Source organism: Caballeronia sp. KNU42 (assembly GCF_053760385.1).
Genome location: NZ_CM132388.1, coordinates 3535852 through 3549889, shown reverse-complemented (window position 1 = coordinate 3549889; position 14038 = coordinate 3535852). Strand labels below are relative to the sequence as shown.

Sequence of the window (14038 nt, the reverse complement as noted above, 5' to 3'; positions counted from 1 at the left end):
CGGCGCTCTGAGTCGAAAGCCTGGGCGCAGTCGAGGTTCAACCCGAGGATTTTACTTGCAGGTAGGGAAACGTGTCTTTCGACCGTGTCCCATTGCGAAAAAGAAAAGCCCCGGCGGGTTGAGCGCCGGGGCCTGAGGCCATTCCTTGTGTGCCGCGAAGCTTGGCCCTTACTGTGGGGGCGCCAGCGTGCTCGCAGCGCGCGCCAGGCGCGTGACTTCTTCCCAGTTGTGTGATGCCAGCGCCGCCTTCGGCGTCAACCATGAACCGCCGACGCACACCACGTTCGGCAATGCCAGGAAGTTCGGCGCGGTTTCGGCTGTAATGCCGCCTGTCGGGCAGAACTTCAGGCCAGGGAAAGGTCCGTTGAGCGCCTGAAGCATCGCGACGCCACCCGCCTGTTGCGCCGGGAATAGCTTCACGATCTCGTAACCCAGTTCAATGGCCACAATGATGTCGGTCGGCGTCATCACGCCCGGCAGCAGCGGTAAGCCGGCATCGAGAGCGGCCATGTGAATGTCCTTCGTCAATCCCGGCGACACCCCGAACTGCGCGCCCGCTTTTTTTGCCTGCGCACAATGTTCCGGCCGCGTGATCGTGCCTACGCCGACCACGATGTCATCGGCCAGGCCGCATGCGCGTTCTATCGCCTCGAGTCCCGCCTTCGTGCGAAGCGTGATTTCCAGTACCTTTACGCCGCCCGCGTGCAATGCGCGCGACACGTTCTCACCCTGCTCCGCCGATTCAAACGCGAGGACGGGAATGACCGGCCCAAGACGCACAATGTCACTTACTGATTTCATCTTCTGCTCCTGATTGTGGTTCTGGTCTTTGGCGTGCTATTAGCGTGCTTCGCCGACCAAGGGACCGAACACCGACGCGCCGAGTTCCGCCGGCATGGCCGCGCTGCGGAACACGCCGAATAATTCGCGCCCGAATCCGACCTCGTTCTCCGCCTGATGCGTGGGTTGTTCGACCGCCCGAGCGTTCCATTCGCTTGCATCGATCTCAATGTCCAGCACACCCCTGTTTGCATCGATAACAATCATGTCGCCGGTTCGCACCTTGCCCAACGGCCCTTGCAACAAGGCTTCCGGCGAGATATGGATCACTGCGGGCACTTTGCCCGACGCGCCCGACATGCGCCCGTCCGTGACGAGTGCAACGTGGAAACCCTGATCCTGCAACACGCCGAGAAGCGGCGTCAACCGGTGCAACTCCGGCATGCCGTTGGCCCGCGCTCCCTGAAATCGCACGATAGCCACGAAGTCGCGCTTCAGCTCGCCGTTGTCGAATGCCTCCTGGACCTGTTCCTGCGAATCGAAAACGATCGCCGGCGCCTTGACGTGCCGGTGCGCATCAGCCACCGCAGAGATCTTGATCACGCCACGGCCCAACTTGCCTTGCATCAGGCGCAGGCCGCCATCGGGCGCGAACGGCTCCTTGTGGCTGCGCAGCACTTTTGTATCGTGGCTGGTTTCCGGACCATCAATCCATTGCAACTTGCCGTCGATCAGTTTGGGTTCGCGGGTGTAATGCTTGAGCCCGTGGCCCGCCACCGTTTGCACGTCTTCGTGCAGCAAACCGGCTTCGAGCAGATCACGCACCAGGAATGCAATGCCGCCGGCCGCGTGGAAGTGGTTCACATCGGCTTTGCCGTTCGGATAAATCCGCGCCGTGAGCGGCACGGCCTGCGACAGTTCATCGAAGTCATTCCAATCAATCAGAATCCCCGCCGCCCGCGCAATCGCCACCAGGTGCAACGTATGATTGGTCGAACCGCCTGTTGCCAGCAACGCAACAATGCCATTCACGATGGCTTTTTCGTCGACCACGTGACCGACAGGCGTGTAGTGTCCGCGCTCGACGGTCAGCTCCAGCACGCGCTTCGCCGCCTCAGCGGTGAGCGCATCCCGCAGCGGCGTGTGCGGATGAATGAAGGCCGAGCCCGGCAAGTGAAGCCCCATGACTTCCATCAGCATCTGATTGCTATTCGCCGTGCCGTAGAACGTGCATGTGCCATGGCCGTGGTACGCCGCGGCTTCAGCTTCGAGCAACGCCTCGCGGTCGCAGCCGCCCGTGGCGAACTGCTGGCGGACTTTGGCCTTATCGTCGTTGGTCAGGCCGCTCGTCATGGGACCAGCCGGCACAAAAATGGTCGGCAAGTGACCAAATTGCAACGCGCCAATCAGCAAGCCAGGAACGATCTTGTCGCAGATGCCCAGGCACAGGGCGGCGTCGAACATATTGTGGGTGAGCGCCACCGCCGTGCTCATGGCAATGACTTCGCGCGAAAACAGCGATAACTCCATGCCCGCATTGCCTTGCGTAACACCGTCGCACATCGCCGGCACGCCACCCGCGAACTGGGCCACGCCACCCGCTTCACGAGCCGCGTGCTTGATGATGTCGGGATAATTCTTGAACGGCGCGTGGGCCGACAGCATCTCGTTGTAAGACGAAACAATGCCAATGTTCGGCTCGCGGACCGCCTTGATCGCGATCTTTTCCTGACCTTCCAGCCCGGCGAAACCGTGCGCGAGATTGGCGCACGATAACGCGCCGCGAGCGGGGAAATGTCCTTGTGCGCCGTCGATGCGCGCCAGATAAGCCGCGCGCGTCGGCTTGCTGCGCTCGATCACGCGCTTCGTCACTTTGTTGAGATGTGAATGCGGGGAAACCATCGAAACTCCTTCGCCTGGGGTCGGCGAGCATCCGGGGGTGCCGGGACGTGTAGAAGCTCGGCTCTTAGGACTGTCGGCAACCGAGTGGACCAAACGTATTTTAGTAGAAAAACTACATTTTTACCATCTGGAAAACCCTAACTGCTTTGTTTGCAGCACCCACATGGATTGATGTACAACCATGGGTTATTGAACACACGATTTAGTTATGTAGTTTTTGTACATAACGGCAGTTCAGCTATAGTCCGTTCAATTCCAGCATAGGCGAGATTCACGATGTTGCTGTCCCAAGTCGAAGCAATGCGCGAGCAGTTGCGCCCTTCCGAGCGCAAGCTTGCCGATTATGTAATCGACGCCCCGCGAGAGGTGCTGGATCTTGCAATGACCGATTTCGCCAAGCGCGCCGGCGTTAGCCAGCCGACCATTGCGCGCTTTTGCCAGGCGTTGGGATTTTCGGGCTTCCGCGAGTTCAAGATCCGGCTGGCCCAAAGCATTGCTTCCGATGTCCCCGCCCCCGCCGTCTTTCGCGACGTCCGCGCTGATGAACCTGCGGCCGGCGTCGCTGCAAAGGTATTGGACAGGACGATTGGCGCGCTGCTGCAGGTGCGCAACAGTTTGTCATCGGATAGCGTCGCCACGGCCATCACTTTGTTGGCCGAAGCGCGACGTATCGAGTTTTATGGCGCCGGGGGCTCCGGCATCGCCGCGCTCGATATCCAGCACAAATTCTTCCGGCTCGGCGTGCCCAGTGTGGCCTATTCGGACCCGCACACCTACACGACTTCTGCTGCGCTGCTTGGCGCGGGGGATGTGGTGGTGGCGGTATCGAACACGGGACGCACGCGCGACATTCTCGATGCGGTGAAGTCCGCGCTCCAGGGCGGCGCGAAAGTCATCGCGATCACGCATGGCAGCTCGCCGCTGGCACGGCTTGCAAGCGTAGGCCTCTTCGCGAACGTCGATGAGGACACCGACATCTTTTCCCCGATGACATCGCGCGTGTCGCATCTGGCTATCGGCGACATTCTCGCGGTGGGAGTAGCGCTGGCGAGAGGGCCAGAGTTTGCAGAAAGACTAGCCGACGCGAAGGGCGTGCTGGATCGACGCCGCGTGGGTAATTAGGAGTTTTGCGCAGGCAAAAAAAAGCGGGATCTTCCGAAGAAGAACCCGCTTCAAAGTACTGCTCTCAGGTACTGCTACAACATGAACAACTTATAGTGCAAAAGCCCTTGTACCTGCCCGGTTCTTGACGAACCGGGCAGTGAGCTCAAGCCCTGATTACCACTGGTACGAAGCACCTGCACCAACCGTCGTACCCGCTGCCGACCAACCTGCGCCTACGCGCACCTTGATGTTCTGCGTGATACGAGCCGTACCGCCAATGGCCGTTGCTGCATAGCCCTGGAACGTACCGCCGCCGATACCAATCGACAACGTCTTGTTCGCGTCGACGTCCGGAATCATCGTCAGCGCTGTAGCTGCCGCGATACCGCTGTACGCCTTGCGAGCAATGCCGCCCACCGCCGAGTTCATCTGGTTCAGGTTGACTGCGTCCGTACCCTGCGTACCAGCTGCCACGTTGGTGATCTGACGCTCGTGACCGTCGGAACCGACCGAAACGCTGTTGTCACGATCTGCGACCGAACCCGCACCGATTGCAACAGAGTTGGCGCCAGTAGCGTTTGAGCCGCTACCGATTGCCGTCGAGTTCGCGCCCGTCGCACTGCCGTTGCCACCGATGACGGTCGTGCCGTCTCCTGAAGCCGTTGCACCACCACCAATCACGACCGAATGATCGCCAGAAGCCGATGCCTTGTCACCCATGGCGATTGCATCTGCGCCAGTGGCTCCTGCCGGACCTGCTGTGCCTGGCTTACCGTCGGCACCGTTCGCACCGTTCACGCCGATGCTCGCGGAACCATTCGCTGCGATGTTTTGCACCGAGTTTTGCAGCGCTGCGACGTCTTGGTTCGTTGCGTACAACTGCCCACCCGTCACCGCGTCCGTGCTGCCGGCTGCGACAGCGCCGTCTTGCAGGTTCGTCAGCTTGGTCTTCTGATCAGCTGTGCCCAACGTCAGCGTGTCCTTCGCTGCCGAGTCGTACGCCACTGCGTTCGGCGTAGCCACACCACCATTGTTGCTGATGTTGGTGATCTGGGTCTGCAGCTTCGTGTAGTTGTTGGTGACATTGGTGTCGAGGCTGCTGATCGCATCGCCGACGTTATTCACCGTCTTGCCACCCACGGTGAACGCCGGCTGCGTGATCAGACCGTTCCCATCCACCATTGCGCCGCCACCAATTGCAGTTGCGAAGCTTGATGAAACACCAGCCAGTTGCGAGCCGTTGATCGCGTCCAGGCTATTCGGGTTCACGGCACCGGCGGCCACACCGGTGATCGTGCGTGCAACGCCCGACTTGTTCGTCATGTCGACAACGGTTCCATCCGTCATTGCGCCGACGGTGAGGTTACGGCTCACGGAGTCTTGAGCGACCAGTCCTGCGCCACCCGCGTCTGCCGAGATTGCTGCAACTGAAGCATTCAGGGTAGACAGGTCCGTGTTGACGTCCTTGAAAGCATCGCCAACATTATTCTTTGCCGAATGGGTACCAATTGTGTACGACGGACCAGTTACGTTGCCCGCTGCGTCGATCTTTGCACCGCCGCCCAAAGCATCAACCACAGGCTTCAACTGGCTCAGGTTCACCGCAGACGTATCCTTCGTGCCTGCTGCTACACCGGTCAGTTCGCGGGCAGTCCCCGTGCTGTCGGCGAAATTCACATGTGTGCCTTGCGTTGCAGCACCCACCAGAAGGTCGTCGCCTGCTGCCGCCTGCGTGATCAGCGTCGAACCGCCGCCGCCAACGGAAGCCTTCGAGATTGCGGTGGTCATCTGACCGAGGTTGACTGCGTCGGTGTCTGTCGTGCCAGCAGCCACGTTCACAATCTTGCGTTCCGAACCCTTCGCGCCAACTGACACTACGTTGCTTTGCGAACCATCGCTGCCGCTACCCAGGATTACCGAGTTTGCGCCGCTTGCAGTGACCTGATTACCCAGGACAATCGTACCCGCTGCCGTTACAGAGTTCTTGTAACCGATAGCAACCGAGTTCGTGGCGTTCACGCCGACGTAGCTTCCGTTACCGAGCGCGACGCCATTCGTTCCCTGGGTCTTCACGCCGGTACCGATAGCCAACGACGTATCACCCATCGCTTGCGCGTTGACGCCAATCGACGTTGCGTTGAGACCGCCCGCGGTGCTTATATTGCCGATTGCGACACTGCCCACACCGCCTGCAGCAACGTTCGTACCGATTGCGACTGTATTGTCGTTGGCGGCATGGGCACCGAGACCGATGGCCACAGCATCCGTGCCGATTGCTTCAGCCTGGCCGAGCTTGTCCGTGGTCCCGACTGCGACCACATCCGACAACACCGGCGCTGCCTGCGCACCCAGCACCGTTGCGCCCAACAGGTTACGCGTGCCCTTGACGGGCTGCTGAGCGGTGGCGGCGGTGATCAAGCTTTCGACCTGGCCCAGGTTCACGGCGTCGTTCGTGGACGTACCGTTTGCGACGTTGACGATTCGACGCGTGATGCCGTCGATCGCACTACCCACGGAAACCGTGTTGGATTCGTTTGCTGCTGAGAAGGCTCCCAATGCCAGGGAGCTGTCGCCGTCCGCAGTTGCATTTCTTCCGATAGCGGTCGAATTGACACCCGACACGTTTGTATTTACGCCGATCGCCAAGGCGCCGCTCTGCGTTGCGAATGCGTTACCGCCAATCGCCAGCGAGTCGGTACCAATAGCGAGCGCCGTCGCAGCAGTGGTCGAGCCGAAGCGCAGGTATTTCAAGTTCGCATTAAGACCCGCGATGCCGCTTGTAACACCATCAAGCTGCGACTTATTGACCGCGTCCGTGGGAGCGACGCCATCCGCGACGTTGGTCAAGGACACCGGCTTGGTTGCAGCCGTACCACCCAGCGTAACCTTGACATGTGCCGAGGTGTCGTACACCACACCATCAGGCGAACCTGTTGGCAAGCTCGCGACGGCCTCGATCGCACCTGACAAGTCGTTATACGTGGTACCACCCACCACGATAGACGGCTTGCTGATCTTGCCCGTAAGCGGATCGACCTTCGACGTGCCGCCAATTGCGTCTGCCGCGCTCGTTGCCACGTTGAACAGTTGTGAACCATTCACTGCGTCCGTGCTCGCGGCGCTCAGCGTGCCGGCCGTCAGGTTCGTGATCTTCGTGGAACCGCTCTTGCCCTTCAGCGTGATCGTGTCCATCGACGAGTTGTTGTCGTACGCCACGAACGCGTTCTGAACCACGCCGCTCGAATTCACGACAATGCCCGCGTCCGTCAATTGCTTGAAGTTCACCGCGTCCATGTCGGTCGTACCGGCCTTCACGTTCGAGATCGTCGTGCCTGCCGTGCCGCCCAGCGTGACCTTGTCCTTCGTTGCATCGTTGTACGCCACGAACGAATTCGTCGCCTTGCCCGTCGTGTCGATCGACAGACCTGCTGCGGTCAACTGGCCTACGTTGACTGCGTCAGTTGCTGATGTACCCGCCACCAACTGGTGAATCTGCGCGCCGGCCGTACCTTCGCCCAGCGTCACGCCCGTCTTGGCCAGGCTGTCGTACGCCACAAACGCGTTCTGAACCACACCGCTCGAATTCACGACAAGGCCCGCGTCCGCCAGTTGTTTGACGTTCACCGCGTCCATGTCGGCGATACCAGCCTTCACGTTCGAGATCGTCGTGCCTGCCGTGCCACCCAGCGTGACCTTGTCCTTCGTTGCATCGTTGTACGCCACGAACGAATTCGTCGCTTTGCCCGTCGTGTCGAATGCCAAGCCTGCTGCGGTCAACTGGCCTACGTTGACTGCGTCAGTAGCCGCAACACCTGTTGCAACGTTGGTCAACACGACTGGCGTGGCTGAACCCGTACCACCCAGCGTAACCTTGGCATGTGCCGAGGTGTCGTACACCACACCATCAGGCGAACCTGTTGGCAAGCTCGCGACGGCCTCGATTGCACCTGACAAGTCGTTATACGTGGTACCACCCACCACGATAGACGGCTTGCTGATCTTGCCCGTAAGCGGATCGACCTTCGACGTGCCGCCAATTGCGTCTGCCGCGCTCGATGCCACGTTGAACAGCTGCGAACCGTTCACTGCGTCCGAGCTCGCTGCGCTCAGCGTGCCGGCCGTCAGGTTCGTGATCTTCGTGGAACCGCTCTTGCCCTTCAGCGTGATCGTGTCCATCGACGAGTTGTTGTCGTACGCCACGAACGCGTTCTGAACCACGCCGCTCGAATTCACGACAATGCCCGCGTCCGTCAATTGCTTGAAGTTCACCGCGTCCATGTCGGTCGTACCGGCCTTCACGTTCGAGATCGTCGTGCCTGCCGTGCCGCCCAGCGTGACCTTGTCCTTCGTTGCATCGTTGTACGCCACGAACGAATTCGTCGCTTTGCCCGTCGTGTCGAATGCCAAGCCTGCTGCGGTCAACTGACCTACGTTGACTGCGTCAGTAGCCGCAACACCTGTTGCAACGTTGGTCAACACGACTGGCGTGGCTGAACCCGTACCACCCAGCGTAACCTTGGCATGTGCCGAGGTGTCGTACACCACGCCATCAGGCGAACCTGCTGGCAAGCTCGCGACGGCCTCGATTGCACCCGACAAGTCGTTATACGTGGTACCACCCACCACGATAGACGGCTTGCTGATCTTGCCCGTAAGCGGATCGACCTTCGACGTGCCGCCAATTGCGTCTGCCGCGCTCGATGCCACGTTGAACAGCTGCGAACCGTTCACTGCGTCCGAGCTCGCTGCGCTCAGCGTGCCGGCCGTCAGGTTCGTGATCTTCGTGGAACCGCTCTTGCCCTTCAGCGTGATCGTGTCCATCGACGAGTTGTTGTCGTACGCCACGAACGCGTTCTGAACCACGCCGCTCGAATTCACGACAATGCCCGCGTCCGTCAATTGCTTGAAGTTCACCGCGTCCATGTCGGTCGTACCGGCCTTCACGTTCGAGATCGTCGTGCCTGCCGTGCCGCCCAGCGTGACCTTGTCCTTCGTTGCATCGTTGTACGCCACGAACGAATTCGTCGCCTTGCCCGTCGTGTCGATCGACAGACCTGCTGCGGTCAACTGGCCTACGTTGACTGCGTCAGTAGCCGCAACACCGGCCTTCAAGTTAGAAATCGTCGTGCCTGCCGTGCCACCCAGCGTGACCAGATCCTTGGTCGAGCCGGTGTACGATACGAACGAATTGGTGACTTTGCCGGTCGTGTCGACAGTCAGGCCTGCAGCGGTCAACTGGCTCACATTCACCGCGTCCGTAGCCGTGGCACCCGCTGCGACGTTCACGATCTTGCGTTCCGAACCCTTCGCGCCCACTGACACCACGTTGCTTTGCGTACCATCGCTGCCTGTACCCAGGACGACCGAGTTTGCGCCGGTTCCGGTGACCTGATTGCCGAGCACGACCGTGCCTGCGGCTGTTACCGAGTTCTTGTAGCCGATTGCAACCGAGTTCGTGGCGTTCACGCCAACGTAGCTGGCGTTACCGAGCGCAACGCCATTCGTTCCCTGGGTCTTCACCCCAGTACCGACAGCGACCGAGGTGTCACCCATTGCTTGCGCGTTGACACCGATCGACGTGGCGTTCACGCCACCCGCAGTGCTTATATTGCCGATTGCGACACTACCGACACCACCTGCGGCAACGTTCGTACCGATGGCGACTGTATTGTCGTTGGCTGCATGGGCACCCAGGCCGATGGCGATCGCATCCGTACCGATTGCTTCAGCCTGGCCGAGTTTGTCCGTGGTACCGATCGCGACCACGTCCGACAATACCGGCGCGGCCTGCGCGCCCAGCACTGTTGCCCCCAAGAGGTTACGCGTGGCCTTGACAGGCTGTTGCGACGCCACGGTGTTGGTGTTCTTGATCAAATCTTCAACCTGACCGAGATTCACAGCGTCTGTTGTAGATGTTCCGGTCGCAACGTTGGTAATACGGCGCTGTACACCCAAACCGCCAACGGATACCACGTTGTCATCTTCTGCCGAGGAATCCGACCCAATTGCCACCGAATTTTTTCCGTCCGCAGTTGCTCGCGCGCCGATCGCGACTGAAGCGAGACCCGACACATTTGAAAAGAGGCCGATCGCCACTGCTTGAGTCTGCGTAGCAAATGCGTTACCGCCAATTGCCACGGAGTCGTTACCGACAGCGTTCGCCACTTGAGCTGTACTCGGGCCAAAGCGCAGGAACTTCAACGAGGGGGCAACAGAAGCGATTGAATTCGACACGCCGTCGAGCTGTGACTTGTTGACCGCGTCATTGGGAGCAACGCCATTCGCTACGTTCGAAATTTTGACCGGCGTGCCAGTGGCACCCAGGGTCAACGAAGTATGAGCGTCCTGGTCATACACAACGCCGTTGACCGGACCTGCGCCCGAGCTGCCCGTTGCTGCTGCAGCCTCCAGCGCCTTGTCCAGGCTGCTGTAAGTCTTGCCGTCGATCGTATAGACCGGTGCCTTGATCGTGCCGTCAGCATTCACGCCCGCCGAGCCGCCCAACACGGAAGCTACGCTTGCTTCAGCGTTATACAGTTGCGAACCATTGATAGCATCCTTGCTTCCTGCTCCAACTGCGCCCGCTGCTACGTTCGAGATCTTCGTACCCGATGCGCCCAACAAGCTGATCAGGTCCTGGTTGCCTCCGGTGTACGAGACGAACGAGTTCGTCACCGTGCCACTCGTGCCAATGGTCGCACCCAGGGCCTTCAATTGAGAAACGTTCGCTGCATCAGTGTCAGCGGACCCTGCAACGAGATTATGAATCTGCGCGCCCGCCGAGCCGGCGCCCAGCGTCACACCGGTTTTGGCCGTACTGTCATACGCCACGAATGCGTTCGTTGCGTTACCGCTGGTGTCCAGGTTCAAGCCTGCTTTGGCGAGTTGGCCCACGTTCACTGCGTCGTTAGCGTGCGTGCCGGCAGCCACGTTCGCGATCTGGCGCTGCGTTGTTGCGTTACCAACCGATACCGTGTTCATGTCGGTGGCGACTGAACCTTGGCCCAATGCTACCGAACCTGCGCCCGATGCCAGGCTGTTCTGACCCAACGCCACGCCGGCACCGCCCGTTGCCGTAGCGTTTTGTCCAAGCGCGACGCCGCCGTTGTTGATGGTGTATGCGTTGGCCCCGATAGCCGTGCCACCGTTGCCCGCAGTTGCGGCCGAACCGAACGCGGCGCTGTCTGAGGCGGCTGAGCTAGCCTGGCCGACTGCAACACCTGAACCGACTGCATATGCTGAATCGCCAACGGCGATGCCGCCAATCTTGGCCGGCGCCTGTGCATCAGGATCCACTTGCGAATCGACACCGATCGCCACGCCGTCGGCAATATTGACCGTCGCGTTCGTGCCCGACTTGACGGTGTCGTCAGCCATTGCAACGCTCACGCCCGCCAGGCTCATGCCGCCTACTGCGATCTGCGTCAGAATGGCTTTGGAAATAGCTGTTTTTGCGCGCTTGCTCTTGCTGCGTCCAGTTGCGAGTTCCGAAACCGCGACCCATGATCCCGTCGACTCATTCCAGACTGATTTGTATGACTTGTTCATGCTATGAATACCTTTTTACAAAAATAGAAAATCGCCTTACGACTCGGCAGAGATCGATCGCCATCTATATTCCGAATGGTCAATGCGTTTGCAGCTTCCGCGTAACGCTCGGCGTTCGATGCCACTTGCGGTTCTTTAATCCCGAAGCACTGGAACCGGGATTATTTCTGAGGCCCGGTCTTGTGAACGCAAACGAACTATAGATTTGGAAGCGAAGCGACTTAATGCGAAAACTCCTAATTTGCGTCTCGCAAACTAAATCGCTATTTTTTACGAATCCTTGCGGCCATGTACCGGAAAACTACCGCGCGGTTGGTTGGATCTAATCCATTGCGGGCAAAGGCTTTGAGGTGCTAGACCAGCAGCCCGTTCGATCTATCTTGAATTAATTAGGATAATTCTTATAAAACAGATGCGTTGCACGATGACAACCGACACAACGTCGATTTCGTCATAAATTGACGATAATTGTAAAATATAAGTTACTAATAAATGTATTAACTCGATTATCATCGATCATTGTTATCGGTTTGCTAATTAAAACAAAAAGGCCAATTAACTAAAATAAGTTAATTGGCCTTTTAAATACAGATCAATTCATTCACCCAAGCATTTTATAAATGGGGCATTCAACGTTTTGACTTACAGGGACATCGGGCCGTCAAGCGCCTCGCAACCAGGAATCCAGCGTGCCATTATTGAGATGAACTTTAAGAACCGCCTGATAGGCATCGAACTGCGTTGTCGTTGCGCTGACTTGATTGTTGTAGAAATCGCTTTCAGCGGACAACACGTCCAGCAACGTCCGGCGGTTCAGGTGATACCACTGCTCGAAGAACTGCTTGCGGATCAGATCAGATTCGGTCGAGAGCTGGTCATAGAGCTTAGCGCGCGTGCTCATGGCCAGCGCGTCGTGGTACGCATCCCGAACCTTGAACTCCGAGTCCAGTGCCACCTGGTCGCGCTTTTCGAGGCTAGATGAAGCACGCGACAGCGCCGCCCGCTCGGCTGCGCGCTGACTGCCGCCCTGGAACGGCGTCCAAGTCATCTGCAGCATGGTTGACCACGGCTGACGGTTGCCGAACACATCGGGAGCCGTATTTTTGTTGATCACCCAGTTCAGCTTGGGCATTGAATCCGCCCGCACGGACTGCGCGTTCAACTTCGCCGCTTGCGCTTCCGCATCGGCCTGGGCAACTGCCGGGTTCTGCGCTACAGCGCTCACCGCTGAATCAACGCCATCGAGCATGAACTGCCAGTGAACGCCGCGAGGCATTGGCGTGGGCTCCTCACCGACCAGCTTGCGAACCGCGATTTCCTGCGTGCGGACTTGGGCCGCCACCATTTCCTGTGAAGTCTGGGCCTGCAGCAAGCGGGCCTTCGCCTGCGTCAGTTCGCTCAGGCGCCCCGGGTCAGCCTTGACAATCTCCTCCAGCATTTGAACCAGTTGCGACATGCGCCTCACGTAGTTCTCGCCAATCGCATATACGGCGCGGTACTTGGCCAGATCAACAAGGTTCATCGACGTATCGTAGGCGTTCTGTTGCGCCATGGCCTGGTAATAGAGCTCTGCAGCCTCCGCTGATTTTTTGCGGCTGTCGATGCTCTTGCTAGTCTTGCCAAAGTCATAGATCAGCGTGGTGATCGCGACGCTCGCCGTCGGACGGTTGTACTGGTTAAAGCTCGCGCTGTCGCCAGTAATGGAAGGCGAGTTCGCGCCAACCTGGACCTGCGGATATCGCTGACCCTTCACCTGATCGACGTCAAACTTTGCCGCGTCCCAGTCATTGCGTGCCTGCCTGAGCGCCGGGCTGCGCGCGGCAGCGGCGTCTGCGGCGTTGCGCAATGCCGCCCGCACCGCCTGCTCGGGCACGATGGCGGTATCGATAACGGCCCGCGACGCGCCGCCATCGTCCAGCCAGTCAGAATACGTCTGGTCATTCGAGCGCATGGTGCGCACAGTCCGGCGAATGCCGGCAGGCGGGTTGTTCATCACCATGGCCGACCGCGCATCGAGCGTGACCGGCCCCGGTACCTTGCTCGCCACGACTGTGCCAGTGTCCCCGGACGGTGGAGTCGGGACTCTTAGCGACTGCAGATCTCCCAAAACGTCAGGCGTCCGGCTTGAGCCGGCGGTCCGGATGGGCGACGCCGCAATGCCGATGCGCGCTGTACTCGCGGCAGGAGGAGTGGACACAGCGACAGCCGCTTGCGGCGCAACGGCCTGCGTCACGTCGGCGCCTGCAAAAGCGCTGGCGAAACTGCCCGATAGCTGCGGCGCGCTTGTGCTCGAACGCGGAGACTCGGGCAGCACCACGTCATTGGCACTCAACTGCAAAGGTTGCGTGACCAGGGAATTCGCTTCGATAGCCCGCGATGCCATCGTGGCTTGTGGCGGGTCAGACAAGGCCGGTGCCGCGCCCGACGCCAAAGCGTGAGCCAGAGCGACCGCGGTCGCCATGTTGTTGGCGCCTGGAACCTGCGTCTGCGTAGCTTGTGACTGCTGCGGCGCCCACGCCATGTCGTCGAGTGCCGACCTCGCGTTCGCGTCCGTCGCGCCGAACGCCAACACGATAACGCCGCTGCCGGCCAGCACGCTCATTGCGGAGAACAAAGTGCGGCTTGGGGTGATGCAATACGGAAGCGCGCCATCGAGCTTGTTTCCGGCGCGGACCAACCGCGCTTTATTTGTGTGTGTTGACAT

The 14038-nt window shown here is 59.6% G+C and carries 5 protein-coding genes; 1 reads left to right on the top strand and 4 read right to left on the bottom strand.

Going from position 1 to position 14038, the window contains the following annotated elements; all coding sequences use genetic code 11:
- Window positions 1–168: 168 nt before the first annotated feature.
- Window positions 169–801, bottom strand: a complete 633-nt coding sequence (eda, locus tag ACSOSP_RS15980; RefSeq protein WP_455308187.1) for a bifunctional 4-hydroxy-2-oxoglutarate aldolase/2-dehydro-3-deoxy-phosphogluconate aldolase — start codon at window positions 799–801, stop codon at window positions 169–171.
- Window positions 802–840: 39 nt separating this feature from the next.
- Window positions 841–2682 carry a phosphogluconate dehydratase gene (edd, locus tag ACSOSP_RS15975; RefSeq protein WP_455308185.1) on the bottom strand — a complete coding sequence of 614 codons (1842 nt, stop codon included), beginning with the start codon at window positions 2680–2682 and terminating at the stop codon, window positions 841–843.
- A 276-nt stretch (window positions 2683–2958) separates the two neighbouring features.
- On the opposite strand from edd, the gene ACSOSP_RS15970 reads away from it, so the two are divergent.
- Window positions 2959–3804: a MurR/RpiR family transcriptional regulator gene (locus ACSOSP_RS15970; RefSeq protein ID WP_455308183.1), complete on the top strand. Its 846-nt coding sequence runs from the start codon at window positions 2959–2961 to the stop codon at window positions 3802–3804.
- Between the two features lie 156 nt (window positions 3805–3960).
- Here ACSOSP_RS15970 and ACSOSP_RS15965 read toward each other — a convergent pair whose 3' ends face one another.
- Together ACSOSP_RS15965 and ACSOSP_RS15960 are read right to left on the bottom strand one after the other, a co-directional pair.
- Entirely contained in the window at window positions 3961–11334 is a 7374-nt protein-coding gene (locus ACSOSP_RS15965; protein ID WP_455308181.1) for a YadA-like family protein, read from the bottom strand.
- A gap of 661 nt (window positions 11335–11995) precedes the next feature.
- Complete coding sequence (locus ACSOSP_RS15960) at window positions 11996–14038, bottom strand: TolC family protein (RefSeq protein WP_455308180.1); 2043 nt, start codon at window positions 14036–14038, stop codon at window positions 11996–11998.